This is a genomic window from Pseudomonas sp. BS3782 TE3695 (assembly GCF_050435305.1).
Taxonomy (GTDB): Bacteria; Pseudomonadota; Gammaproteobacteria; order Pseudomonadales; family Pseudomonadaceae; genus Aquipseudomonas.
Genome location: NZ_JBNDKB010000001.1, coordinates 3,443,003 through 3,467,162, shown reverse-complemented (window position 1 = coordinate 3,467,162; position 24,160 = coordinate 3,443,003). Strand labels below are relative to the sequence as shown.

Annotated in this window: 22 protein-coding genes; 7 read left to right on the top strand and 15 right to left on the bottom strand. The window is 61.1% G+C overall.

Translation table 11 applies throughout. The features are described 5' to 3' along the window. Positions 1-52: 52 nt before the first annotated feature. Positions 53-928, top strand: a complete 876-nt coding sequence (locus tag ABH909_RS15810; protein WP_429434729.1) for an aldose 1-epimerase — start codon at positions 53-55, stop codon at positions 926-928. On the opposite strand, the gene ABH909_RS15805 is transcribed toward ABH909_RS15810, so the two are convergent. The 13 genes from ABH909_RS15805 to ABH909_RS15745 form a co-directional block, all read right to left on the bottom strand. After that, positions 913-2,598, bottom strand: a complete 1,686-nt coding sequence (locus ABH909_RS15805) for a PAS domain-containing hybrid sensor histidine kinase/response regulator (protein WP_429434726.1) — start codon at positions 2,596-2,598, stop codon at positions 913-915. The two genes, ABH909_RS15810 and ABH909_RS15805, sit on opposite strands and share 16 nt — an antisense overlap. Further along, complete coding sequence (ercA, locus tag ABH909_RS15800) at positions 2,582-3,745, bottom strand: alcohol dehydrogenase-like regulatory protein ErcA (protein ID WP_429434723.1); 1,164 nt, start codon at positions 3,743-3,745, stop codon at positions 2,582-2,584. Before ercA ends, ABH909_RS15805 begins: the two co-directional genes overlap by 17 nt. 233 nt (positions 3,746-3,978) lie before the next feature. Next, positions 3,979-5,112, bottom strand: coding sequence for a pyrroloquinoline quinone biosynthesis protein PqqE (pqqE, locus tag ABH909_RS15795; RefSeq protein ID WP_429434721.1), 1,134 nt, complete (start codon positions 5,110-5,112; stop codon positions 3,979-3,981). Further along, a complete protein-coding gene (gene pqqC, locus ABH909_RS15790; RefSeq protein WP_429434718.1) occupies positions 5,109-5,861 on the bottom strand; it encodes a pyrroloquinoline-quinone synthase PqqC in 753 nt (250 codons plus the stop codon). Before pqqC ends, pqqE begins: the two co-directional genes overlap by 4 nt. A gap of 141 nt (positions 5,862-6,002) precedes the next feature. Continuing rightward, on the bottom strand, positions 6,003-6,917 hold the full coding sequence (gene pqqB, locus ABH909_RS15785) for a pyrroloquinoline quinone biosynthesis protein PqqB (protein WP_429434715.1): 915 nt from the start codon (positions 6,915-6,917) through the stop codon (positions 6,003-6,005). 53 nt (positions 6,918-6,970) lie between these two features. After that, positions 6,971-7,042 (bottom strand): pyrroloquinoline quinone precursor peptide PqqA, encoded by a 72-nt coding sequence (gene pqqA / locus ABH909_RS15780; RefSeq protein ID WP_010455123.1) that lies wholly within the window; start codon positions 7,040-7,042, stop codon positions 6,971-6,973. Between the two features lie 258 nt (positions 7,043-7,300). Continuing rightward, positions 7,301-8,821: an acetaldehyde dehydrogenase ExaC gene (gene exaC / locus ABH909_RS15775; RefSeq protein WP_429434713.1), complete on the bottom strand. Its 1,521-nt coding sequence runs from the start codon at positions 8,819-8,821 to the stop codon at positions 7,301-7,303. A gap of 301 nt (positions 8,822-9,122) precedes the next feature. Beyond that, on the bottom strand, positions 9,123-10,898 hold the full coding sequence (locus tag ABH909_RS15770) for a PQQ-dependent methanol/ethanol family dehydrogenase (protein WP_038984181.1): 1,776 nt from the start codon (positions 10,896-10,898) through the stop codon (positions 9,123-9,125). 469 nt (positions 10,899-11,367) lie between these two features. Then, positions 11,368-12,303: a quinoprotein relay system zinc metallohydrolase 1 gene (locus ABH909_RS15765; protein ID WP_429434711.1), complete on the bottom strand. Its 936-nt coding sequence runs from the start codon at positions 12,301-12,303 to the stop codon at positions 11,368-11,370. 15 nt (positions 12,304-12,318) lie between these two features. Beyond that, positions 12,319-13,080, bottom strand: coding sequence for a quinoprotein dehydrogenase-associated SoxYZ-like carrier (locus tag ABH909_RS15760; RefSeq protein ID WP_429434708.1), 762 nt, complete (start codon positions 13,078-13,080; stop codon positions 12,319-12,321). After that, positions 13,080-13,955: a substrate-binding periplasmic protein gene (locus ABH909_RS15755; protein ID WP_429434707.1), complete on the bottom strand. Its 876-nt coding sequence runs from the start codon at positions 13,953-13,955 to the stop codon at positions 13,080-13,082. Before ABH909_RS15755 ends, ABH909_RS15760 begins: the two co-directional genes overlap by 1 nt. A gap of 3 nt (positions 13,956-13,958) precedes the next feature. Further along, positions 13,959-14,420, bottom strand: a complete 462-nt coding sequence (pedF, locus tag ABH909_RS15750) for a cytochrome c-550 PedF (protein WP_007907036.1) — start codon at positions 14,418-14,420, stop codon at positions 13,959-13,961. A gap of 103 nt (positions 14,421-14,523) precedes the next feature. Further along, positions 14,524-14,652, bottom strand: a complete 129-nt coding sequence (locus tag ABH909_RS15745; protein ID WP_007907038.1) for a hypothetical protein — start codon at positions 14,650-14,652, stop codon at positions 14,524-14,526. A gap of 159 nt (positions 14,653-14,811) precedes the next feature. Between ABH909_RS15745 and ABH909_RS15740 the strand changes: the two genes are divergently transcribed. The 6 genes from ABH909_RS15740 to ABH909_RS15715 all read left to right on the top strand — a co-directional run bounded on the left by ABH909_RS15740 (position 14,812) and on the right by ABH909_RS15715 (position 20,088). After that, a complete protein-coding gene (locus tag ABH909_RS15740; RefSeq protein WP_429434704.1) occupies positions 14,812-15,996 on the top strand; it encodes an ABC transporter substrate-binding protein in 1,185 nt (394 codons plus the stop codon). 35 nt (positions 15,997-16,031) lie between these two features. Beyond that, entirely contained in the window at positions 16,032-17,021 is a 990-nt protein-coding gene (locus tag ABH909_RS15735) for a YVTN family beta-propeller repeat protein (RefSeq protein WP_429434702.1), read from the top strand. Beyond that, positions 17,018-17,761 carry an ABC transporter ATP-binding protein gene (locus ABH909_RS15730; protein WP_429434699.1) on the top strand — a complete coding sequence of 248 codons (744 nt, stop codon included), beginning with the start codon at positions 17,018-17,020 and terminating at the stop codon, positions 17,759-17,761. The genes ABH909_RS15735 and ABH909_RS15730 overlap by 4 nt, the downstream gene beginning before the upstream one ends. Next, positions 17,758-18,549, top strand: a complete 792-nt coding sequence (locus ABH909_RS15725; protein ID WP_007907045.1) for an ABC transporter permease — start codon at positions 17,758-17,760, stop codon at positions 18,547-18,549. Before ABH909_RS15730 ends, ABH909_RS15725 begins: the two co-directional genes overlap by 4 nt. 258 nt (positions 18,550-18,807) lie before the next feature. Beyond that, a complete protein-coding gene (locus tag ABH909_RS15720) occupies positions 18,808-19,365 on the top strand; it encodes a PQQ-dependent catabolism-associated CXXCW motif protein (RefSeq protein WP_429434696.1) in 558 nt (185 codons plus the stop codon). 57 nt (positions 19,366-19,422) lie between these two features. Next, positions 19,423-20,088 (top strand): response regulator transcription factor, encoded by a 666-nt coding sequence (locus tag ABH909_RS15715; RefSeq protein WP_063343411.1) that lies wholly within the window; start codon positions 19,423-19,425, stop codon positions 20,086-20,088. Between the two features lie 153 nt (positions 20,089-20,241). Here ABH909_RS15715 and nahK read toward each other — a convergent pair whose 3' ends face one another. Together nahK and nosP are read right to left on the bottom strand one after the other, a co-directional pair. Then, the gene (nahK, locus tag ABH909_RS15710; protein WP_429439934.1) at positions 20,242-22,839 is read right to left on the bottom strand and encodes a hybrid sensor histidine kinase/response regulator NahK/ErcS'; all 2,598 of its coding nucleotides are present in this window, start codon (positions 22,837-22,839) and stop codon (positions 20,242-20,244) included. Beyond that, positions 22,808-23,971 carry a nitric oxide-sensing protein NosP gene (gene nosP, locus ABH909_RS15705; protein WP_429434693.1) on the bottom strand — a complete coding sequence of 388 codons (1,164 nt, stop codon included), beginning with the start codon at positions 23,969-23,971 and terminating at the stop codon, positions 22,808-22,810. Before nosP ends, nahK begins: the two co-directional genes overlap by 32 nt. Positions 23,972-24,160: the final 189 nt, after the last annotated feature.

Genomic DNA, 24,160 nt, shown 5'->3' with positions numbered 1-24,160 from the left:
GGGAGCAAGCTCCCTCGCCACAAAAAACCTCATGCAGCCAGTGAAGATCGACATGACACCCACACTCCTCGAACTCGAAGACGAACTCACCCGCCTCACCCTCGCCCCCGAACTCGGGGCGAGCATCGTCAACTGGACGGTACGCAGCACCGGCCAACCGCTGTTGCGCCACAGTGACCAGCACGCCTTGAACACTGGCCTGCCCGGCAAACTCGCCTGTTTTCCCTTGGCGCCGTGGTCGAACCGCATCGCCGAAGGCGGTTTCGACTGCCCGGATGGCTGGCTCGCGCTGACGCCCAATAGCCTCACCGATCCGCTGCCGATCCATGGCAGTGCCTGGCAACAGCCGTGGCGGATCGTCTCGCACACCCGCGATGAAATCGTCCTGCAACTCGACAGCACCGCACCCTTCGCTTATCGCGCAAGGCAACGTTTCCATCTGACTGAGGGCAAGCTGAGCATCGATTTGCAGGTCACCCATCTGGCTGAACACGCCGCTTGGCATGGGCTCGGTTTACACCCTTATTTCCCGCGCACTGCTGGCACTCGGTTGCAGACACAGGCGCGACAGGTCTGGTTGTGCGACGACGCAAAACTGCCGACACAACTCCGTTCGATTCCTGAGGAATGGGACTTCAGCCAGCCCCGGGCATTACCCGAAACGCTGGTGGACAACGGCTTTTGCGAATGGGACGGCCACTGCCTGATCCAGCAACCCGACTTAGGTTATGAACTGGAATGCCAAGCCACCGGCAGCGCCTACTACCTGCTCTACTGCCCCGTGGGCCTGGAATTTTTCTGTATCGAACCGGTGAGCCATCCGGTCAATGCCCATCACTTGCCGGGGCGGCCAGGGTTGCGTTTGCTGAAGCAAGGCCAATCTGCCGAACTCGGTTTCAGCCTGCGCTACCGCTACGCCAACAGCTGAGTCAGCACCGCGCGCAACTTGCCGGGTTTCACCGGTTTGTTCAGCAAAGGTGCTCCGAGGCGCTGCAATGAGCGCCGACACTGGTCGGTGCGGTCTGCGGTGATGATCACCGCTGGAATCGCCAGGCTGAAATGCTCGCGCAAATGCCGAACCACTTCACAGCCCACCACGCCGTGATCCAGGTGATAGTCCGCCAGAATCAATTCCGGCGCCTGTCCCTGCAAGGCCACCAGCGCGGTGGCCTCGTCGGTGGCGATGACCACCTCGCAGCCCCACTGGCCGAGCAGCGCGCTCATGCTTTCAAGAATGCTGACTTCGTTATCCAGCACCAACAGCCGCCGGCCCGGCAACGGGTTACCGGTACTTGGTTGCGGCGCGGCCTGACTGATTGGCAGTGGAATCTCATGGGAAATCGGCACTTCGATGCTGAACATCGAACCGCGCCCCGGCCGCGAATGCACCTTGATCCTGTAGTCGAGGATCTTGGCGATGCGCTCGACAATCGCCAGTCCCAGGCCCACCCCCTTGCGATCGGCGGCGCGCCCGACATCCAGTTGGTTGAACTCGAGGAAGATCGAATCAAGACGATCCGCAGGGATTCCGCGCCCGGTGTCCCAGACTTCGATACGCAACGCATCGCCCCGGCGTCTTGCCCCCAGCAGAATGCAGCCCTCGTTGGTGTAGCGGCAGGCATTGCTGAGGAAGTTGCGCAAAATCCGCGTCATCAGGCGCAAGTCGGTATGAATGGCGTAATCGCCCATGTGTACCCGCAGGTTCAATCCGGCGGCCGCGGCCACCGACTGAAACTCCGAGACCAGTGGCGCGAACAATTCGTCGAGGCGGTACAGGGCAATGTCCGGTTTCACCGCGGCCTGATCGAGCCGGGAAATATCCAGCAGATCGGTGAGCAAATCTTCCGCGCCTTCCAACGCCTGATGCGTGCGCTCCACCAGCACCTGTTCGACGTCGGGCAGTTTGCGTTCGCGCAAGGTCGAGATCAGTAAACGCGCGGCGTTGAGCGGTTGCAGCAAGTCGTGACTGGCGGCGGCGAGGTATTTGTCCTTGCTGCGATTGGCGGCCTCGGCGGCATCCCGGGCATCGCGCAAGGCTTCGGCGGCGTCCAGCAACTCGTTGGTACGCGCGGTGACCCGTTGCTCCAGTTCGTCATTGAGTTGTTGCAGGCGCTGCTGAGCCAGTTTTCGTTCGGTGATGTCGGCGACAAAGCCCTCCACCAAACCTTCCTGATCCGGTTTGAGCAGCAGGTTCATCAACACGTCGAGGACGCTGCCGTCCTTGCGCCGCAGCTGAGTTTCATAGCCCAGCAGGCTGCGCTCGCGCTGGAGGATTTCGCCGATGCGTTCCAGCTCTTGCGTCCCGCCAACAAACAGCGTGCCCGCCAGGTCTGTCAGGGTAAACAGCACCTCCTGCGGGTTTTGATAGCCGAGCATCCGCGCCAGCGCCGGGTTGGCCGCGCGCATGCCTTCCAGCAGGCTGGCCTGGAAGATTCCGTGGACCGCGTTTTCGAACAGCCATTTGTAGCGGTTGCGTTCGGTTTCCAGTTCATCCAGGCGCGCAGCCAGTTCCGGGTAATGACTCTTGCGCGCCGAATGGTTGCCTAACCCGAGTAATCCGGTCAGCGCCCGTTGTTGCTCGTCAGAGGGCTTCGCCATAGACGACCTCGACATCGCGCTGACTGGATTCGCGCGGGTTGGTCAGGATGCACGGGTCGTGCATGGCGTGTTGCGACAGGAACGGGATATCCGCGGTACTCACCCCGTGCAGGCCGAGGGTTTCGTGGAAGCCGATGGCGTGTTTGAGGGCGATCAGGTGGTCGACCAGCCGCCCGCAAATCTGCCGGTGATTGAGGCCGCGGCAATCAATACCGAAGGTCTCGGCGATCACCTTGAAGCGCTCCGGCGCCGAGCTGTAGTTGAACGCCACCACGTGTTCCACCAGCACCGCATTGCACAGGCCATGGGGCAGATCGAGGAAGCCGCCGAGGCTGTGGGACATGGCGTGCACCGCGCCAAGAATCGCGTTGGAGAACGCCAGCCCGGCCTGCATGCTGCCGAGCATGATTTTCTCGCGCAGGGCGATGTCGCCGGGGGTGGCGATCATTTGCACCAGATTGCCGTTGATCAGCCGCATCGCCTCCAGCGCATGAGGGTCAGTGAGCGGCCCGTGACCGGTGGAGACAAAGGCTTCGATGGCATGGACCAACGCGTCGATGCCGGTACAGGCCGACAGGAACGGGTCCATGCTCAGGGTGGTTTCCGGGTCGATCAGCGACACGTCCGGCACCGCAGCCTTGCTGACGATGGAGAACTTCATGCGTTCTTGCTGATTGGAGATGATCACGAACTGCGACACATCGGCCGACGTGCCGGCGGTGGTCGGGATCAGGATCAGCGGCGGGCTGGGCATGCGCAACATGTCCACGCCCTCGAATTCGAGGATGTTGCGTCCGTGGGCGACGACAATGCCGATGCCCTTGCCGCAATCCATCGGGCTGCCGCCGCCGATCGCCACGATCACATCGCAGTGATTCTCCCGGTACAGCTCGGCACCGAGCATGACTTCTTCGATCCGTGGGTTGGGCGAAACGTCGCTATACAAAAAGAAATCAATGCCCAGGGCTTGCAGGCTGGCCTCGACATCGGCGACCCAACCGGCGGCAATCACACCGGGGTCGCTGACCACCAGCACTTTGCGGGCGCCAAAGGTCTTGGCGTAGTTACCGACGTTGTGCCGACAACCGGCACCAAAGATGATTTCTGGCGAAACGAATTTACGCAGCTGGCTGAGATTCTGGCTCATTGGAAAGCCTGTTTTTTATTGTTTTGAAAGGTAAAGACCACACTAACGCATCCGGCTGCGAATGCAATCAGACCAATGGATAGCGAGCTGGGGTGTACTCAGATTTGTATCCACTGGAGATCAACTGTGGGAGCGGGCTTGCTCGCGAAAGCGGTGTGTCAGTCAATAGATGTGTTGAATGTAATGCCGCTTTCGCGAGCAAGCCCGCTCCCACAGGGATTTGCGTTTGCAATTCATCCGCGATAAATCAGCCGCGAAGCCTTTTCATTGCGCAAGGTCAGGTGTTCTATGCCCAGCCCCGGCGCGTCGGCTTCGTCCCGGGCCTTGAGAATAACGTCGTGGTGCGGCGACTTGCTGCACACTGGGTCGGCGTTACTCGCATCACTGGTGAGCATGAACGCCTGGCAGCGGCAGCCGCCGAGGTCCTTGTGCTTTTCATCGCAGGAACGGCACGGCTCTTTCATCCAGTCATCGCCGCGAAAACGGTTGAAACCGAAGGAGTCGTTCCAGATGTGCGCGATGCTGTGCTCACGCACGTTGGGAAACTGCACCGGCAACTGGCGGGCGCTATGACAAGGTAACGCCGTGCCGTCCGGGGTGATGTCGAGAAACAGGTTGGCCCAGCCGTTCATGCAGGTCTTGGGGCGTTCTTCGTAGTAATCCGGGGTGACGAAAATCAGCTTGCACGGGTGGCCCTCGGCCTCAAGCCGCTGGCGGTATTCGTTAGTAATGCGCTCGGCGCGCTGCAACTGTTCGCGGGTCGGCAACAGGCCGACGCGGTTGAGTTCGGCCCAACCGTAGAACTGGCACGTCGCCAATTCGACGAAATCCGCCTCCAGCTCCAGGCAGAGGTCGATGATCTGCGCGATCTGGTCGATGTTGTGCCGATGGGTGACGAAGTTCAGCACCATCGGGTAGCCCTGGGCTTTCACCGCCCGGGCCATGGCCAGTTTCTGGGCGAAGGCCTTGCGCGAGCCGGCGAGCAGATTGTTCACCTGTTCGTCTGCGGCCTGAAAGCTGATCTGGATGTGGTCCAGCCCGGCAACCTTGAAGTCGCGGACCTTCTGTTCGGTCAGACCGATACCCGAGGTGATCAGGTTGGTGTAGTAACCCATGTCCCGCGCGGCCTTGATCAACTCGGCGAGGTCCTGGCGCACCAACGGCTCGCCGCCGGAAAACCCCAGTTGCGCAGCGCCCATCTCTCGCGCCTCACGGAACACCCGAATCCACTCGTCTGTGCTCAACTCCTCGCCCTGCTGGGCGAAATCCAGCGGGTTGGAGCAATACGGGCATTGCAGCGGGCAGCGATAGGTCAGCTCCGCCAGCAACCACAGTGGTGGGCCGGGTTGCTGTTCGATCTGGCTCACAAGATGATCCCCCGGTGCCAGACCCGCTCCGTGGTGACGGTGTGATACGGCGGGCGATCAAGCTCGTAGGCCATGCTCATCGCGTCGAGCATGCTCCACAGCACATCGAGCTTGAACTGCAGAATCTCCAGCATGCGTTGCTGGCCTTCGACCGTGACGTAATGCGCCAGGGTGATGCGCAAACCATGCTCGACATCGCGCCGGGCCTGGCTCAGACGTGTACGGAAATAGTCGTAACCGGCCGGGTCGATCCATGGGTAATGGGTGGGCCAGGCGTCGAGTCGGGACTGATGAATCTGTGGTGCGAACAGTTCGGTCAGCGAGCTGCTGGCCGCTTCTTGCCAGCACGCGCGACGGGCGAAATTGACGTAGGCGTCCACGGCGAAACGCACGCCAGGCAGCACTAGTTCTTGCGAGAGGATTTGTTCGCGACTCAGCCCCACGGCTTCGCCCAATCGTAACCATGCTTCGATGCCGCCTTCACTGCCGGGGACGCCGTCGTGGTCGAGAATCCGTTGCAGCCATTCCCGGCGCACGTCGCGGTCCGGGCAATTGGCGAGGATGGCGGCATCCTTGAGCGGGATATTCACCTGGTAATAGAAGCGATTGGCGACCCAGCCCTGAATCTGCTCGCGGGTGGCGCGCCCGGCGTACATGGCTTGGTGGAATGGGTGGTGGATGTGGTAATAGGCGCCTTTGGCGCGCAGGGCTGCTTCGAATTCGGCGGGGGTCATGGGGATGTCGGTCATTGTGGTTCTCCGGATTTCGCGGTGTCTGGTCTGGCCTCTTCGCGAGCAAGCCCGCTCCCACAGTTGATCGGTGTGAACATAGATTTTGTGTACACCAACAATCCAATGTGGGAGCGGGCTTGCTCGCGAAAGGGCCATCCGCTACAGCTCAATACTCATGCCGTCATAGGCCACTTCAATCCCGCGCCGCTCCAGCAAGGCGCGCTCGGCCGAGTCTTCATCGAGGATCGGGTTGGTGTTGTTAATGTGGATCAGCACTTTGCGCTGGCGATTGAAGCCCTCCAGCACGTCGAGCATACCGCCGGGGCCGCTTTGTGGCAGGTGGCCCATTTCGCTGCCCAGGCTCTGGCCGACTTCGCACACGCGCATTTCATCGTCGCGCCACAGCGTGCCGTCCAGCAGCAGGCAGTCGGCGCGTTGCATCCAGCTCAATACTTCGGCGTCGATTTGCCCCAGCCCCGGCGCGTAGAAAACCGATGCACCATTACGCAGGTCTTCGATGAACAGGCCAATGGTGTCGCCCGGCTGCGGATTGCCGCGATTGGGCGAGTACGGCGGCGCGTTGCTGACCAACGCAATCGCGCGAAATTGCAGGTGTGGGCAGGCCGCGATGCTGAACGGCTCGCGACCCAGTCCGATGGGTTGCCACTGCAAGCCACCGTTCCAGTGTTTGAGCATGGTGAACAAGGGAAAGCCGCTGCTCAGGTCTTCGTGAACCCGCTCGGTGCACCAGACCGCATGCGGGCAGCCTTCGCGCAGGCTCAATAGCCCGGTGCAATGGTCGATCTGACTGTCCAGCAGGACGACACCGGCAATCGCCGTGTCACGCAAGCGTCGGGCCGGTTGCATCGCCGGGAAGCTCTCGAGTTGCGCGCGAATGTCCGGTGAAGCATTGCAGAGCACCCACTCCATACCATCGTCGCTCAGGGCAATGGAGGACTGCGTGCGGCGTTGCGCGCGCAGGTTGCCGTTGCGCATTGCCGCACATTGACGGCAGTTGCAGTTCCATTGCGGAAAACCGCCGCCAGCGGCGGAACCGAGAACGCGGATGTGCATGGATGCCTCCAGAAGGCAGGCCCGGCCAACGCGACGGCTGACCGGGCGATCAATCAACGGTTGGCGAAATACATCGTCACTTCGAAGCCAATGCGCAGATCGGTAAACGCGGGTTTATTCCACATGGGTCAATCCTCTTCTTGTGCCGGTCAATTCCGGTAAGACCATTAATGCACGGGGCGCCAGGCACCCGAATGCTACTTTCGAACGAGGTGGCGGCGTGCATTGGTAGGGGGTGTTGCGGGGTTTTTTAGTACACACAAAACCAATGTGGGAGCGGGCTTGCTCGCGAAAGCGGTTTCACATTCAACAGAGATGCTGACTGGTCTACCGTCTTCGCGAGCAAGCCCGCTCCCACAGGGGGTTGTGTGGTGCTTGCTAGATCAGAAGAACCCCAACGGATTGATGTCGTAGCTCACCAGCAGGTTTTTGGTCTGCTGGTAATGGTCGAGCATCATCTTGTGGTTCTCACGGCCGACACCGGACTTCTTGTAGCCACCGAACGCGGCGTGGGCCGGGTACAGATGGTAGCAGTTGGTCCAGACGCGCCCGGCCTTGATCGCCCGGCCCATGCGGTAGGCGCGGTTGATGTCGCGGGTCCACAGGCCGGCACCGAGGCCGAACTCACTGTCGTTGGCAATCGCCAGGGCTTCGGCTTCGTCCTTGAAGGTGGTGATACCCACCACCGGGCCGAAGATTTCTTCCTGGAACACGCGCATTTTGTTGTGGCCTTTGAGCAGGGTCGGCTGGATGTAATAGCCGCTCGACAAATCGCCTTCAAGACGCTCGGCCGCGCCGCCGGTAAGCAGCTCGGCGCCCTCCTCCTGAGCGATCTTCAGGTACGAGAGGATCTTGTCGTATTGCTGCTCGGACGCCTGGGCGCCGACCATGGTTTCGGTGTCCAGCGGGTTGCCGCGCTTGATCTTGACGATCTTCTTCATCACCTCGGCCATGAACGGCTCGTAGATCGATTCCTGCACCAGCGCCCGGGACGGACAGGTGCAGACTTCGCCCTGGTTGAAGAACGCCAGCACCAGGCCTTCGGCGGCTTTCTCGATGAACTGCGGCTCGGCGTTCATGATGTCTTCGAAGAAAATGTTCGGCGACTTGCCGCCCAGTTCAACGGTGCTCGGAATGATGTTCTCGGCAGCGCAATGCATGATGTGCGCGCCGATCGGGGTGGAACCGGTGAAGGCGATCTTGGCGATGCGCTTGCTGGTGGCCAGCGCCTCACCGGCTTCGCGACCGAAGCCCTGGACGATGTTCAGTACGCCGGCCGGCAGCAAATCGGCGATCAGCTCGGCGAACACCATGATCGACAGCGGCGTTTGTTCGGCGGGTTTGAGCACGATGCAGTTGCCGGCCGCCAGGGCCGGGGCGAGTTTCCAGGCGGCCATCAGCAGCGGGAAGTTCCACGGGATGATCTGCCCGACCACGCCCAGCGGTTCGTGGAAATGATAGGCGGTGGTCAGTTCGTTGATCTCGGCGGCACCGCCTTCCTGAGCGCGGATGCAACCGGCGAAGTAACGGAAGTGGTCGGCGGCCAAAGGTACGTCGGCGTTGAGGGTTTCACGCACGGCCTTGCCATTGTCCCAGGTTTCGGTGACGGCGAGGATTTCCAGGTTCTGCTCGATGCGGTCGGCGATTTTCAGCAGCACCAGCGAGCGATCCTGCGCCGAGGTTTTGCCCCAGGCATCAGCGGCGGCATGGGCGGCGTCGAGGGCTTTTTCAATGTCGGCGGCGCTGGAGCGCGGGAACTCGGCAATCACTTCACCAGTGACCGGTGAGGTGTTGGTGAAGTACTCGCCGTTGATTGGAGCAACGAATTCGCCGCCGATGAAATTGCCGTAGCGCGGTTTGAAGGTAACGACGGCGCCGGGTGTTCCGGGTTGTGCGTAGATCATGGTGGGCCTCTGTCTGGGTCGATGCCTGTCAGGCCAACAGGCGATGAACCGATAGTAGAGAGCCCCGGCTGCCAGACGAATGCGCCGTTGGCAGGGGGATTCTCGTTATTTGGTAGTAGAAGGCGCCGCTGTGTCAGCAGGCTTTTGTGGCGAGGGAGCTTGCTCCCGCTCGGCTGCGAAGCAGTCGTAAATCCAAACGACTCGGTTGCGGCCGAGAACGTTGGGGGCTGCTTCGCAGCCCAGCGGGAGCAAGCTCCCTCGCCACAGGTAATTCATCACCACAAAGTTGTGGTCGCCAGGGTTAGTGCTTGGCTACCAGATCCTTGGGCAGCTTGAACGTCCAGAGCATGCCGCCCTGGTTGAAATCTTTGACGCGCTTGGCCACTTCGCCACCCCACAGCGGTACCGCACCGCCCCAACCGGAGAGCACGGAGACGTATTGCTCGCCGTCCATTTCCCAGGTGATGGGCGAGCCGAGCACGCCGGAACCGGTCTGGAATTCCCAGACCTTCTCGCCAGTCTTGGCATTGAATGCCTGCAGGAAACCTTCCGGCGTACCGGTGAACACCAGATTGCCCTTGGTGGTCAGCACCCCGCCCCACAGCGGCGCGAAGTTCTTGTGGCGCCAGACTTCCTTGCCGGTTTTCGGGTCGATGGCGCGCAGCACGCCGATGTAGTCTTCATTCAGCGGTTTGATGGTGAAACCGGCACCGAGGAACGCCGCGCCTTTCTTGTAGGCGATGCCTTCGTTCCAGATGTCCATGCCCCATTCGTTGGACGGCACATAGAACAGGCCGGTGTCGCGGTTGTAGGCCATCGGCATCCAGTTTTTCGCCCCCAGGAACGCGGGTGCGACGAATACCGAACTGCCCTTGGCCTCGGAGCCCGGCGCACCCGGACGGCTGGCGTCGTTGTAGATCGGCCGACCGTTTTTATCCAAGCCGCTGGCCCAGGTGATCTTGTCCACGAACGGGAAGCCGCGGATGAATTTGCCGTTGGTGCGATCGAGCACGTAGAAGAAACCGTTACGGTCCGCCGTGGCCGCGGCTTTGATTTCCTTGCCGCCTTCGTTGTAGTTGAACGACACCAGTTCGTTCACGCCGTCATAATCCCAGCCGTCGTGTGGCGTGCTCTGGAAGTGCCATTTGATCGTGCCATCGTCCGGGTTCAGCGCCAGGCGCGACGACGAGTAGAGGTTGTCGCCAGGACGCAGGTGCGAGTTCCACGGTGCCGGGTTGCCGGTGCCGAACAGCAGCAGGTTGGTTTCCGGGTCGTAGTAGCCGCCCAGCCAAGGGGCCGCGCCGCCGGTTTTCCACAGATCGCCCGGCCAGGTCTTGCCGGCTTCGCCGCCGGAGATGCCGTTTTCTACCGCCTTGCCGTCCTTGTAGACATAACCCATGTGACCTTCGACGGTCGGCCGGCTCCACAGCAGGCTGCCGTTTTTCGGGTCGTAGGCTTCGATCTTGCCCACTACCCCGAACTCGCCACCGGCCACACCGGTGATCAATTTGCCGTTGATGACCAATGGCGCGGCGCTGATGGAATAGCCTTCCTTGTGGTCGGCGACTTTCTTGCTCCAGACGACTTTTCCGGTGTCTTTGTTCAGGGCCACGAGCTTGGCGTCGAGGGTGCCGAAAATCACCAGATCGCCATACAGCGCAACGCCACGGTTGATCACGTCGCAGCACGGACGGATGTCATCGGGCAGGCGCGCGTCGTATTGCCAGAGCTTGCGGCCGGTGCGCGCATCCACCGCGAACACCCGCGAGTAGGAGCCGGTCATGTACATCACGCCGTCCTTGATCATCGGCTGCGCTTGCTGACCGCGTTGTTTTTCTCCGCCGAACGAAAAGGCCCAGACCGGTCGCAGGTCCTTCACGTTGTCGACATTGAGGGTGTCCAGCGGGCTGTAGCGCTGACCCTGGACGCCCAGGCCGTTGGTGACGACCTGCTCCGGGTTCTTCGGGTCCTGGAGGATGTCTTGATCGGAGACTGCGGCCAAGGCCTGGCCAGACAACAGCATGGCACTGAGCAACATGCTCAAAACGAAGGGTTGGCGACGTGCGGGTTGGGTCATGACGGCTGCCTCTGCGGTTTTTGTTATACCCGGGAAATTTTCCCGGTCTGGTGCAGATTCTTGGACGCCGCCGCCCTTGCAACAATTGCCCGCAGTGCGGAGATTGCTAGTTCCTTAGTACCGGGTCGGTCGCGGATTTTGTGATCGACATCGGTCCCTGTGGGAGCGGGCTTGCTCGCGAAGGCGGTGTATCAGGCAACATCAATATTGAATGTGAATGCCTCTTCGCGAGCAAGCCCGCTCCCACAGGGGATCTTCGGTGTACACAACATCTGCGTTCACACCGCTCAAATGTGGGAGCGGGCTTGCCCGCGAAGGCGGTGTATCAGGCAACATCAATACTGAATGTGAAGGCCTCTTCGCGAGCAAGCCCGCTCCCACAGTGGATCTTCGGTGTACACAACATCTGCGTTCACACCGCTCAAATGTGGGAGCGGGCTTGCTCGCGAAGGCGGTGTATCAGGCAACATCAGTGCTGGCCGGAATCCACCCGCCTCATCTGCCCCCGTTCGTAACGTGGGTACAAATGGCTGACGCTACGAATAAGCTCATAACGACTCAGGCTGATCCCGGCGAAACGCTCGGGGATGGGGCTGCGGATCATCTCGGCCATGTCGCTGCCATTGGCCGCTCCGTCACGCATCAGCTGGTCCAGCCAGGTGAGGTAATCGCGCATCTGCTCGAACGGTTTTGTATCCGTGGCCACCGGCCCGTGGCCAGGGACAATCAGCGCCCACGGCAAGCCCTGCAGGGTCGCGATGTCCGCCAGCCACACCGACAGCCCCGGGCTGTTGGGCGTGGTCAGGGCGCGTTGATAAAACACCAGATCCCCGGCAAACAACACGCCGGTTTTCTGGTCGAGAATAGCCAGATCCGCGCCGGTGTGCCCACCCAGACTCAGTAGGCGCAGATCGTGGTTCCCAAAACTGTGCACGCCAGGCGTCAGCACCTGCGTCGGCAACACCACTTCGGTGCCGCGCATCCAGTCACCCACCAGCCGATACATGTTCTCGGCCATGGCATCACCCTGCTGTCGCAACAGTTCGGTGGTACCGGTCAAGGCGCCAATTGGCACGCCGGTGAAAGCCTGATTGCCCAACACATGATCAGGATGGTGATGGGTCAGCAGCACCTGAATCACCGGTTTATCGGTGGTCGCCGCAATCGCTTTGCGCAGGGCCTCGCCATAGCGTTTCGACGGTCCGGTGTCGATGACCACCACGCCCTGTTCGGTGACGATGAACGCGGTGTTGACGATGTTGCCGCCGTTGCTCTTGGCGAAGTTGTCGGTGCTGCCTTCCAGCAGCCAGGTGTTTTCGGCGATCTGCCGGGGCTTGAGTGCGTAATCGGGATCGGCCAGGGCCGGCAGGCTCAGACAGATGAATAACAGCAGCATCCAGCGCATCACACGCTCCTTGGGTCAGGGAATGGCCGCATCGAATTGATTGCCGCTGTTGTCGCGCAGCACCAGCCGCGTCTGCCCTGCTCCTTCGATATCAAAGGCCAGATTAGGGTTTTCGCTGACCGCCGGAAACAACTCCAGACGCGCCAGCAATTGATCGTTTTGATCGCGCAGCTCGGCCTGATTGATGAAAAATTCCGGAATGCCGCTGACCATGCCGTTGTCCATCGGATGCGCCACCTGCAAACGCACGCGACTGAATTCACCACGGGGATAACGGCCACCCAGCACTTCGCCGATGCGTTCCTCCCAACCCGGTTGCGTGCGCACCACGCTTGGCGCCGTGCAACCGCCGCCTGCCGCATCGATCAGGGTCGAGCCGACATGCCACAGCCCATCGCGGGTCAGTACCGCCGCACGCAACGGCGTTGCCTGTTCAACGCGAATGCGGATCGACAGCCACGGCAGCACATCGGCCAAGGGTTCGAAGTCGACGATCTTCGGCAGCGGATTGAGTTCGGCCCAGGCGAGGATTCGCACCACTTCACCCTTGAACGCCCGAGCGTCGATTTCCAGTGGCACTTGCCGGGCGTCTTCGGCAAATGGCGGCGCGAGCAACTTGACCCGCTCATCGAACACGAACGGTGCATCGCCGAGCATCTGCTTGTGATAGAACCCCCACATCACCGACGGCACCGGGTCTTTACCCGGCTCGACGTCAACCGCGTTCGCGGCCAAGGGTAACCAGCAGGCCAACAGGCAACTCGCTCGCCAGTTCACTATTGATACATCTCAGGCACGTCATACCGCAGGCCGTAACGGGCATAAATGGCTTTCACCGCGCCCTCGCGAATCAATACTTCCAGCACCTCTTCCACGGCGTAGGCCAGTTGCCGATTGCTTTCATGCACCGCCATGCCGATCTCCCACAGCTGTTTGCCCATGTTCGGGTAGGCGTTTTGCGCCAGCGCCACTTGCGGGTCGGCGGCCTGATGGACTTGCCAGTCGATCTCGCCGCGCATGGCCATGACCGCGTCGACTTCACCGGCCTTCATCGCGGCAAACGCCTGGGGCACGCCTGGGTAATGATGGGTCTTGGCGGCGAGCATGCCGTTGAATACCGAGGTCAGGTAAAACGACGGCACGCTGTCGACTTCGACGCCGATCGGGTGTTGCTGGAACACCGCGACGCTGGCCACTGAGTCCAGTCGACGGCGGTCATAGGCCACTTGCCATTGTTCGGTCTGGTACGGCCCGAACATCACCACATGGCCGTTTTCCAGCTCACCCAGTTCATTGCGTTTCTGTGCGTAATCGCGATCGTAGGGCACGCGCATCATCAGGTCGGCCAGTTGCTGATTGTGCAACTGACTGGCCCGCCAGATGTAATCGCGCAGGTCGTCATCGAGCTTTTCCCCGGCGGGTGCCCAGATCAGCTTCAGACGTACCCCCATGGCCTTGGCCAGGGCCTGGGCGAGTTCGACATCGACCCCGCGAGCCTCGCCCTCGCTCTCAAAGCTATAGGGCGCGAAGTCCTTGTACACCGCGACTTTCAGCTCGGCGGCGGCGATCATTTCGTCATAGGTACGGACCTGCGCCTGTGCTGCCTGGCAACACAGCCACACAGCACTGATCAACACCGCGAGCAAACGCATGGGTCACTCCTCGACGCGCACGCTGTCCAGGTAGGTGCGTACCGCCCACAAGGCTTCCTGACTCAGGTAATCAGCCATCTTCGGCATGTACACCCGGCCGTCACGCACGGCGCCATGGCGCACGCGTTCGACGAACCATTCATCACCGGCCTCGTCGGCGTCGAGCATGCGCAAGTCCGGGGCGATGCCGCCGGACTTGGCTTCCAGGCCATGGCAGGCCGCGCAGTTCTGGTTGTAGGCCGAAGAGCCGATTTGCACGGCTTTTTCGCGCTCCGGGGAGGAGCGATAAGGGTTCGCCGCCGCCCAACCATCGGCATCGACTTGCACACCGGCATCCTTGATCGGGGTCAATCCCTGGGTTTCGATGGCTTGGGGTACCACGTTGCCGTGGGCCCAGACGGCGCCTGCGTTGATGAAACCGGCCAGCAGTCCGGCAACGAGCAAGGCGTTGCGTTTTGTTGTCATTGTTCTGCCCTCAAGATTGCACGCAAAACCTCTTTGAAGAGGCTATGGCACCCATCTTAGGAACGGCTTTGCGCCAACCCCATGCTGCTTTGGTGGCCGCGGCCTACTCCCTTGGTAGTAGGGCTTGTGGCGCAGGCCCAACCAATACGGGGCGGGCACCGTGCAGCTTGTCGACGCCGATCAGGGTCAGGATCAGCAAAAACGGCAGGAGCAGTGCCTTGAGAATTCGCATGGTCAATCTCCCCCTTGAGTGATGGCCGTTGTAGGCCATGCTAAAACCGCGCCGCCCGGGGTGAGTTACTACCTTGGTACTGGCCCATCGGTACTTTCTGCATATTTCCCCGCCCGTCCAGGGTTCCTATGCTGACGTTACCTGTGATGGAGTGCCTTTATGCGCCAGCTCGCCCCTTATGCCTTGATCTACCTGTTGGCGATTGCCTGCGCCGCCGGGGTGGCGACCCAGGTTCAGGCGGCGGATGCACCGCTGCAAGTGCAGATCGGCTACCTGGGTTATCGCCCCGATCCCGGCCCGTTGCTGTCGAACGTCATCCCCGAACCGACCGATGCCGGCCTGCGCGGTGCCGAACTGGCAATCGCCGACAGCAACAGTACCGGGCGCTTTCTCAATCACAGCTACAGCCTGGTCAGCGCCAGCGTCGACCATCCGGATGCGCTGATCGAAGCGGCCAAAGCCCAACATGAACAAGGCCTGCGCCTGTTTGTGGTGAATGCACCGGTGGAAACACTGCGCCAGCTCAGCGCCGTGCTACCCGACAGCCTGCTGTTCAATGCCGGCAGCCCGGATGACAGCCTGCGCAGCACCGATTGCTTGCCGAACGTGCTGCACAGCCTGCCAAGCCGCGCGATGCTGGCCGATGCGCTGGCGCAATTTCTGGTGCTGCGCAAATGGCAGCGGGCGTTACTGATCGTCGGCCCGACCGCGGACGATCAAGCCTATGCCGCCGCCCTGCGCCGGGCGGCCAAACGCTTCGGCCTGCAACTGGTGGCGGAGAAAGCCTGGAGTTTCGATAACGATCAGCGCCGCAGCGCCCAGGCCGACATGCCGCTGTTCACCCAGACCGCCGAGTACGACGTGGTGCTGGTGGCTGACGAACGCGGCGACTTTGGCGAGTACGTGCCCTACCAGACCTGGTACCCACGGCCGGTCGCCGGCACCCAGGGCCTGACCCCGGTGGGCTGGCACAAGACCGTAGAAACCTTCGGTGCCGCGCAGTTGCAAAAACGCTTCGAAGCCCTGGCCGGGCGCTGGATGAATGACCGGGATTTCGCCGCCTGGATGGCCGTACGCAGCATCGCCAGTGCGGTGGGCAAACTGCGTCAGACCGATGCCATGGCGATTCGTACGCTTGAAGTCAGCGATCAATTACCGCTGGACGGTTTCAAGGGTCGCAAGCTCAGTTATCGGCCGTGGAACGGTCAGTTGCGCCAGCCGATCCCCATCGTGCAACCCAGGGCGCTGGTCAGCACCTCGCCGCAAGACGGTTTCCTGCACCCCGTCAACGAAATGGACAGCCTGGGTTACGACAAAGCCGAGGTCCGCTGCCGCTTTCTCTGATCCTTTTTTTCGACAACAACAATAAGGAATCTGCCATGCGCCGCACCCTGCTTTCCTGTGTCCTGCTTTCCTGGCCCCTACTTTCCTGCGCCCTGCTGCTCGCCGCCGGGCATGTCGCTGCCAGTACCGCCTGGGTCTCCAACGAAAAGGACAACAGCCTGAGCCTGATAGATATGCAAACCCTGCAAGTCACCGACACCTTGCCCGTCGGCCAGCGCCCGCGCGGCCTGTTGCTGTCCCACGACAACAAGTTGCTGTACATCTGCGCCAGCGATTCGGACCGGGTCCAGGTGATGGACATCGCCACGCGCAAGATCATAAAGGAACTGCCCTCGGGCAAAGACCCCGAGCAATTCGCCCTGCACCCTAATAATCGCTGGCTGTACGTCTCCAACGAGGACGATGCACTGGTGACGGTGATCGACACCGAAACCTCCAAGGTGCTGGGGCAGATCAGCGTCGGCGTCGAGCCTGAAGGCATGGCCGTCAGCCCCGACGGCAAGTGGGCGGTGAATACCAGCGAAACCACCAACATGCTGCACTGGATCGACACCAGCACTCAGACCCTCGCCGACAATACCCTGGTCGATCAGCGGCCGCGTTTCGTCGAGTTCAATCCCGATGGCTCGCAGCTGTGGGCCTCGGCGGAAATAGGCGGCACCGTGACGATTCTCGACGTCGCCAGCCGCAAGGTCCTCAAGACCCTGACCTTCCAGATCAAAGGCGTGCACCCGGACAAAGTCCAACCGGTGGGGATCAAACTCAGCGCCGACGGCAAGTACGGTTTCGTCGCCCTCGGCCCGGCCAATCATGTGGCGGTGATCGATGCCAAGACCTTCGAAATTGTTGATTACCTGTTGGTGGGCCGACGGGTCTGGCAGATGTCGTTCACCCCGGATCAACGGCAATTGCTGGCCACCAATGGCGTCAGTGGCGACGTGTCGGTGATCGATGTCGACAGCCTCAAGGTCACTAAATCGGTGAAGGTCGGGCGCTATCCGTGGGGCGTGGTGGTGACGCCATGAACGCCCTTGAAGTCAGCGACCTGAGTTTCGCTTATGGCGCCCGCGAGGCCTTGCGTCAGGTGAGTTTCAATCTGGCAGCGGGGCGTTTTGCCGCGCTGCTTGGACCGAACGGCGCGGGCAAATCGACCCTGATCGCCCTGCTCACTCGCCTTTATGATGTTCAGCGCGGTGATATTCGGGTCGGCGGCTGTTCGTTGCGCAATGCCGCACGCCCGGCGCTCAAGCAATTGGGTGTGGTGTTTCAGCAAAGCACTTTGGATCTGGACCTCAGTGTTGAGCAAAACCTGCGTTATCACGCCGCGCTGCATGGCCTGTCCCGGCGCCAGACCAACCTGCGAGTCGACGCCGAGCTGGCGCGCCAGGGCTTGACCGAGCGCCGTGGCGAACGGGTGCGTAACCTCAATGGCGGCCATCGTCGGCGGGTGGAAATCGCCCGTGCGTTGCTGCATGAGCCAAGCCTGTTGCTGCTCGACGAGGCCAGCGTCGGCCTCGATCCGGCCAGTCGCCTGGCGCTCAACCAACACATCCGCAGCCTGTGCCGCGAGCACACCCTCAGCGTGCTCTGGACCACCCATTTGCTGGATGAAGTGCAGCCCAACGACGACTTGCTGATCCTGCACCAAGGGCGGTTGGTGGCCAGCGGACAGGCCGATGCCCTGAGCCTGGAACATGGCGGCGACCTCGGTTCGGCCTTCACTCGCCTGACCACCCCGGCCCCTTCAGGAGCAGCCGTCAGATGAACGCTTATTGGCAATGTTTCAGCGGCATCGTGCTGCGTGAATGGCTGCGTTTTGTGTTGCAGCGCACGCGGTTTCTCAGCGCTTTGGTGCGGCCGTTGCTGTGGCTGCTGGTGTTCGCCGCCGGTTTTCGCGCGGCGCTCGGCATCGCCATCATCGAGCCCTACGACACCTACATCCCCTATGAGGTTTACATCATCCCGGGCCTGGCCTGCATGATCCTGTTGTTCAACGGCATGCAAGGTTCGCTGTCGATGGTCTACGACCGGGAGATGGGCAGCATGCGCGTCTTGCTGACCAGCCCCCTGCCCCGGACCTTCCTGCTGTGCAGCAAATTACTGGCGACGTCGCTGATTTCGCTGTTGCAGGTGTATGCCTTTCTGGCGATTGCCTGGCTGTACGGCGTGCAACCGCCGGCCATGGGTTTGTTGCTGGCACTACCGGCGTTGCTGCTGGTGGCGTTGATGCTCAGCGCGCTGGGCCTGTTGCTGTCCAACGCCATCCGCCAATTGGAGAACTTTGCCGGGGTGATGAATTTCGTGATCTTCCCGCTGTTTTTCCTGTCGTCGGCGCTGTATCCGCTATGGAAAATGCGCGAGTCCAGCGAGTGGCTGTATTGGCTGTGCGCCTTGAACCCCTTTACTCATGCGGTGGAACTGGTGCGGTTTGCGCTGTATGAACGTTTCAATCCGTTGGCGCTGGCGGTGTGTGTGGGGCTGACGCTGGTGTTCGCTTTGCTGGCAGTACTCACCTTCAACCCCCAGCATGCGGCCCTGCGCAAAACCAACTGACAACACAATTCCCCCTGTGGGAGCGGGCTTGCTCGCGAAAAGGCCAGTACATTCAACATCTCTGTTGACTGATACACCGCTTTCGCGAGCAAGCCCGCTCCCACAGGGATCTTCATTGAACACAGCATTGGTGTACGACGCGGGTCCCATAAAACCAGACAAATTACTACTTTAGTACTGGTTTTCCTGTCTATCGTCGCATTCACAACGCACCGCTACTGGCATGTAATGGGTTCATAACTATAAGGACTGAACCCCATGCCCCGTGCACGACGTGTTCTGCTGTGCCCTTCTCTCGCCGCGCTGTCGCTGAGCCTGTTGCTGGGCGTCGCGCAGGCTGAAACAGCGCTGTTTTCTGCCGACGGTTATCGCATCGGTCTGTACCGCAGCCCGACCCCAACCCAACTCCAGGGCGCAAGTATCATCGACACGCCGGCCCTGCAAAACCTGCTTAAGCAGACGCCCCCTCCGTTGCTGATCGATGTCTACCGCCGGCAATGGCTGCAAGGCCGTTTCATCGACGACGAGCCCCATGAAAACCTGCCCGGCAGCCATTGGCTGGCCAATACCGGTGACGGTGACCTGACGCCCCCGTGGCAGGACTATTTCGCGCGGCACCTGCAGCAATTGACGGCAGGCGACCCCACGCGACCGTTGGTCTTTTACTGCCGCTCCGATTGCTGGTTGAGCTGGAACGCGGTAAAACGCGCCGCGTCCATAGGCTATAAAACACTGTATTGGTACCGCGACGGACTGGATGCCTGGCAAGCGGCGAATCTGCCCATGACGCAGGCAAAGCCCGAGCCCTTTCCCTGACGTGAGCGCTTGCGTGTTGTAGCCACACCCGGATCAAAAATAATGAGGTGAAAGGCCATGTACAAAATTCTGATTGCCGACGATCACCCGCTGTTTCGCGAAGCCATTCATAACGTCATCAGCGACGGTTTCCCCGGCAGCGAGGTCATGGAAACCGCCGACCTCGACAGCGCCCTGGCCCTGACCCAGGAACACGATGACCTGGACCTGATCCTGCTCGACCTGAACATGCCCGGCATGCACGGCCTCAATGGCCTGATCAACCTGCGCAACGAGGCGCCGACCATTCCGGTGGTGATCGTTTCCGCCGAGCAGGACAAGCAAATCGTGCTGCAAGCCATCACTTATGGCGCGGTGGGCTTCATTACCAAGTCGTCGCCACGGGTGCAGATGACCGACGCCATCCAGCAGATTCTCAATGGCAATGTGTACCTGCCGCCAGACATCATCCGCACGCAAAAAAGCAGCACCCATCGCCGGATGAATGACACCCCGAGCTTCCCGCCCGAATTGCTCCAGGCGCTGACCCGCAAGCAGCTGCTGGTGCTTGAGCGCATGACCAAGGGCGAATCGAACAAGCAGATCGCCTACACCCTGGAAATCGCCGAAACCACGGTCAAGGCCCACGTCTCGGCGATATTGCGCAAACTCAATGTGCACAATCGGGTGCAGGCGATTTTGAGTGCCGGGGATATTGATTTCGGGTCGTATTTGCGGCGGTAACTGCCCGGTCTGAAAGCTGACCTGTGGCGAGGGAGCTTGCTCCCGCTCGGCTGCGAAGCAGTCGTAAATCCAGGCGACTCGGTGTATTTGAGAGTTTGTTGGGGGCCGCTTCGCGCCCCAGCGGGAGCAAGCTCCCTCGCCACAGGTACGGTGTTATCTGGATGGGCCCAGCAAATGACTCATCGCCGTCTTGAGCTTCATCGGCCGCACCGGTTTGTGCATCAGGGTGTGGCCCAGTTCGCGGATCTGCTGTTTGAGTTCGTTGCTGTAGTTGGCGGTAATCATCATTGCCGGGATCGCTGAAGCGCGACGGGCGTTGATGCGGGCCACGGCGTCGACACCATTCTTCTCGTCATCCAGGTGATAGTCGGCGATCAGCAGGTCGGCTTCGTCGTGGTAATTATCCACTTGCCGCGCCAGGTCCTCCTCCGACAGCGCCGTGATCACCCGGCAGCCCCAACCTTCGAGCAAGGTGCGCATCCCCGCGCAAATCGCCGCGTCATTGTCCAGCACCCACACCCGCGCACCGCGCAGGCGCTCGAGCATCGGTTCGCTCATCAGCAGGTTCGGCAACGCCTTGGGCGCCGTGGCACTCAACGGCACTTCGACGGAAAACATCGAGCCCTTGCCCGGCCACGAACGCACATGAATTCGATGGCCGAGAATGCGCGCGATTTTCTCCACGATCGCCAGGCCCAGCCCCAAACCGCGATCCTGATCCGGGCGCTGCACATCACCGCGTTTGAACTCCTGAAAAATCTCCTCCAGACGGTTTTCAGCAATGCCCATGCCGCTGTCCCAGACTTCAATGGTCAGCCGCTGATGATGACGTCGGCAACCGAGCACCACACGCCCGCTGTAGGTGTAGCGAATGGCATTACTCAGCAGATTACGCAGGATCCGCGCGAGCAACTGAATGTCACTGCGCACCAGCGCCGAACACGGGATGAAATGCAGCTCGAGCCCTTCACTGCGGGCCACTTGGGTGTATTCGGCAGCGAGGTTTTCCAGCAATTCGCTGAGGGCGAATGGCGCAATGTCGGCCTTGATCACCCCGGCATCGAGTTTGGAAATGTCCACCAGCGTACCCAGCAGGTTTTCCACGTCCTCCAGGGAATTGCTGACGTTGCGCACCAGCGTTTCGTTGGCCACCGGCTCCCGGCGTTCGAGCAAAGCGCTGGTAAACAGCCGCGCAGCATTCAGCGGTTGCAGCAGATCGTGGCTGACCGCTGCGAGAAACTTGGTCTTCGACAGGTTGGCCTGCTCGGCCTCGAGCTTGGCCTCGCGCAAGCGCGATTCCACCCGGCGGCGTTCGTCGATTTCGCGCAGCAATTGGTCATTGAGAGTCGTCAGTTCGGTGGTGCGTTCGCGCACCCGCAGTTCAAGGTTCTGATAGGCCTGATGCAACGCCTCGGCGGTGCGGCGGCGCTCGGTGATGTCGCGGATCAACACGAAAATCCCCACCACTTCCCCGGTAGTCAGGCGATTGGGCACGTAGGAGCGCAGCATGTAGCGCTCCTGATTGTTGATGTTGGTTTCGGCAAACTCGAACGTCACGCTCTCGCCGGCCAAGGCCCGGGCTACGTAGGCTTCCAGGCGCTGATAGTGCTGCTCGCTGTGGACTTCGCGCAGGCTCTGCCCGAGCATCACGCCTCGGGGCCAGCAGTACCATTCTTCATAGACCTTGTTAGTGAATTCATAGACCAGATCGGCATTCAGGTAGGCGATCAGCGCCGGCACATGGTCGGTGATCAGACGAATCCAGCGCTCGCTTTCGCTGAGCGCTTCGGCGTGCTGGTAGCGTTCGGTGATGTCGGTGAAGGTGTTGACGAAACCGCCGGTGGGCAACGGATGGGTGCGGATTTCCAGCACCCGGCCATCGTAGAGGCGCTGCTCGCATTCCTGCATGTGCCGCCCGTTCTGATCGCGACTGGCCGGGGTCAGCAGGTTCAATTCGCTGTCGGCAATCACTTCGGCGAACGGTCGATGGGCCGCCACCGGGGCCAGGCCACTGAGCTCCAGGAAGCGCCGGTTCCACAGTTCCAGAATGCCCTCGGCGTTGACCATCGCCACGCCTTGGGACAGGTTGTCGACCGCCCGTTGCAACAAGTGTGACTTCTGCGCCACGGCCTGTTCACGGCGCAGGGTTTCGCTGAGTTTGACGTCGGTAATGTCAGTGAACAGAATCACCCGCCCGCCTTCCTGAGTCGGCCGTTCGCTGACTTGCAGCCAGCGCCCGTTGTGCAGGCGATACAGCAGATTTTCGTCGGCATGCCCGCGGGGTTCTTCGCTGAACAGTCCAGTCGCGGTCATTAGCCGTTTGACCTCGCGCAGGCGCATGCCGGCGTTGATCCGTACCCGACTGTTGCCCCAGAACGCCTTGAAGCGGCTGTTGAACAGCACGATCCGCTGCTTGGCATCGAACAGCACAAAGGCGTCGGAAATGCTTTCGATGGCGTCGATCAAGTGTTGATGGGCCGTTTCGGCCCGCAGCCGCGCTTCGCTGAGCAAATGATTGCCCGCCTTGAGTTCCGCCATGGCCTGGTTCAGGGCGTCGGTGCGCTCACGCACCTGCTCGGCCAGCACCACCGAGTGCTGGAACGCCGCGTACGGGTCGTTGCCCCGAGTGATGCCGGATTCGATGCGTTCGATCAGCGCGCCGTTGATACGCTGCAATTTGTGGTTTTCGCGGCGCAGGCTGGCGATTTGCGCCTGAAGGTCAGCGCTGTCCAGGGGTGCGGCCTCGGGCAATGGCAACCCCGGTGAAGGTCTGGTTGATGTGCATGCCATTGAACTGTTCTCCGTAGGTGTTGAAACCCATCACCCGCTGGTCCCGCAGAAATGTGCCGATCTGCTCGAGATTGCCGCCGTCTTCCAGTTCCAGACGCCTGAGAAAACAGTCGCAGCCGATGGTAAGCAACAGGTCCCCGAGACGCTCCTGCAAACCGTCGAACAGGTTTTGCAGATTCGGCAGCATGGGGCCGGGGGTCATGACGGTGAGGACGATGCCGTTTTCCACCGCACAATAGAAACTCAGGCTCAGGTCCGGATGAACCTGCTGGATCGCCCGCACGTAATACTGATCGTTGATTCGCACCGCCAACGGATGCGCGGCAAAGATCCGATAATCGAGGTCGGCCACGGCTACGCCAATGTGCCGGGCGTATTCCTCGGCGGCGGGTTCAGCGTTGAGTTCGAACACCCGGCGCGAGGCGCTGTCAGCAGCGGTGACCACCAGTTTCTCGGCCCTGGGCAGGATGTGGTGGGTGGTGAAGACTTCGAAGTCCAGCCAGGTATTGACCAACACCACCACCGCCGCGCCGCTGTGAAACTCGCCGCCGAAATACACGTGGGTGTGGGTCAGGTAGTTGTCGTCGCCGGCCGATCCGCCGAAATGCGGAATGTCGCCCAACGCCGCACTCAGGGCGGCGAGAACCATTTCTTCACGACTGGACAGGCCATCGAGCAGGGTCAGGGCAAAGCTGTTGCCCTTGATCGGCGCCAAGGTGTTGCTGCGACAGCCACTGACCAATCGTTCGACCATTTGCTGGGCATCGATCAGGCTGAAATGCTCCATCTCGTCGATCAGTTCGGTGGAGATGGAAAAATGCCGATGATCGAAGCCCACCGCCGTCACACAACTGCGGCCATAACCTTGGGGGGTGATTTCCCCGGCGCTGGTGCAACCCACCAGGCGAATGCCGCCGAAGCTCTGTTGCAATGCATGCCCCAGCGCCTGCAAGTCGTACTCGGCGGAGCAGAAGAACAGCACGAAGCCCAAATGCGGATGCAAGAGTTGTCGCGCCAGATCCTGCGCCGCTTGCTGGGCATCGGTGGCCTGGGACATGGCGCTGACCACTCCGTCGTTCTGAACCTGCTCCATTGCTCGCCCCTCGCCGGTGCGCCTGTATGAGGCACGAGTGTACGAAGCCTGCGGGCGGGGACGAATGCTACTTGGGTAGTGGGTGGGGGGTTCGATGGGATGAGAGGACGACAATATCTACAGAACACCACAAATCCCTTGTGGGAGCGGGCTTGCTCGCGAAAGCGGCCTTCCAGTCAACAATGATGT

What these genes read in the sequence shown, in the direction of transcription:
- ABH909_RS15810 (WP_429434729.1), top strand. Translation starts at nt 53, where the DNA reads ATGACACCCACACTCCTCGAACTCGAAGACGAACTCACCCGCCTCACC.
- ABH909_RS15805 (WP_429434726.1), bottom strand. Translation starts at nt 2,598, where the DNA reads ATGGCGAAGCCCTCTGACGAGCAACAACGGGCGCTGACCGGATTACTC.
- ercA (WP_429434723.1), bottom strand. Translation starts at nt 3,745, where the DNA reads ATGAGCCAGAATCTCAGCCAGCTGCGTAAATTCGTTTCGCCAGAAATC.
- pqqC (WP_429434718.1), bottom strand. Translation starts at nt 5,861, where the DNA reads ATGACCGACATCCCCATGACCCCCGCCGAATTCGAAGCAGCCCTGCGC.
- pqqB (WP_429434715.1), bottom strand. Translation starts at nt 6,917, where the DNA reads ATGCACATCCGCGTTCTCGGTTCCGCCGCTGGCGGCGGTTTTCCGCAA.
- exaC (WP_429434713.1), bottom strand. Translation starts at nt 8,821, where the DNA reads ATGATCTACGCACAACCCGGAACACCCGGCGCCGTCGTTACCTTCAAA.
- ABH909_RS15770 (WP_038984181.1), bottom strand. Translation starts at nt 10,898, where the DNA reads ATGACCCAACCCGCACGTCGCCAACCCTTCGTTTTGAGCATGTTGCTC.
- ABH909_RS15765 (WP_429434711.1), bottom strand. Translation starts at nt 12,303, where the DNA reads ATGCGCTGGATGCTGCTGTTATTCATCTGTCTGAGCCTGCCGGCCCTG.
- ABH909_RS15755 (WP_429434707.1), bottom strand. Translation starts at nt 13,955, where the DNA reads ATGCGTTTGCTCGCGGTGTTGATCAGTGCTGTGTGGCTGTGTTGCCAG.
- pedF (WP_007907036.1), bottom strand. Translation starts at nt 14,420, where the DNA reads ATGACAACAAAACGCAACGCCTTGCTCGTTGCCGGACTGCTGGCCGGT.
- ABH909_RS15745 (WP_007907038.1), bottom strand. Translation starts at nt 14,652, where the DNA reads ATGCGAATTCTCAAGGCACTGCTCCTGCCGTTTTTGCTGATCCTGACC.
- ABH909_RS15740 (WP_429434704.1), top strand. Translation starts at nt 14,812, where the DNA reads ATGCGCCAGCTCGCCCCTTATGCCTTGATCTACCTGTTGGCGATTGCC.
- ABH909_RS15735 (WP_429434702.1), top strand. Translation starts at nt 16,032, where the DNA reads ATGCGCCGCACCCTGCTTTCCTGTGTCCTGCTTTCCTGGCCCCTACTT.
- ABH909_RS15730 (WP_429434699.1), top strand. Translation starts at nt 17,018, where the DNA reads ATGAACGCCCTTGAAGTCAGCGACCTGAGTTTCGCTTATGGCGCCCGC.
- ABH909_RS15725 (WP_007907045.1), top strand. Translation starts at nt 17,758, where the DNA reads ATGAACGCTTATTGGCAATGTTTCAGCGGCATCGTGCTGCGTGAATGG.
- ABH909_RS15720 (WP_429434696.1), top strand. Translation starts at nt 18,808, where the DNA reads ATGCCCCGTGCACGACGTGTTCTGCTGTGCCCTTCTCTCGCCGCGCTG.
- ABH909_RS15715 (WP_063343411.1), top strand. Translation starts at nt 19,423, where the DNA reads ATGTACAAAATTCTGATTGCCGACGATCACCCGCTGTTTCGCGAAGCC.
- nosP (WP_429434693.1), bottom strand. Translation starts at nt 23,971, where the DNA reads ATGGAGCAGGTTCAGAACGACGGAGTGGTCAGCGCCATGTCCCAGGCC.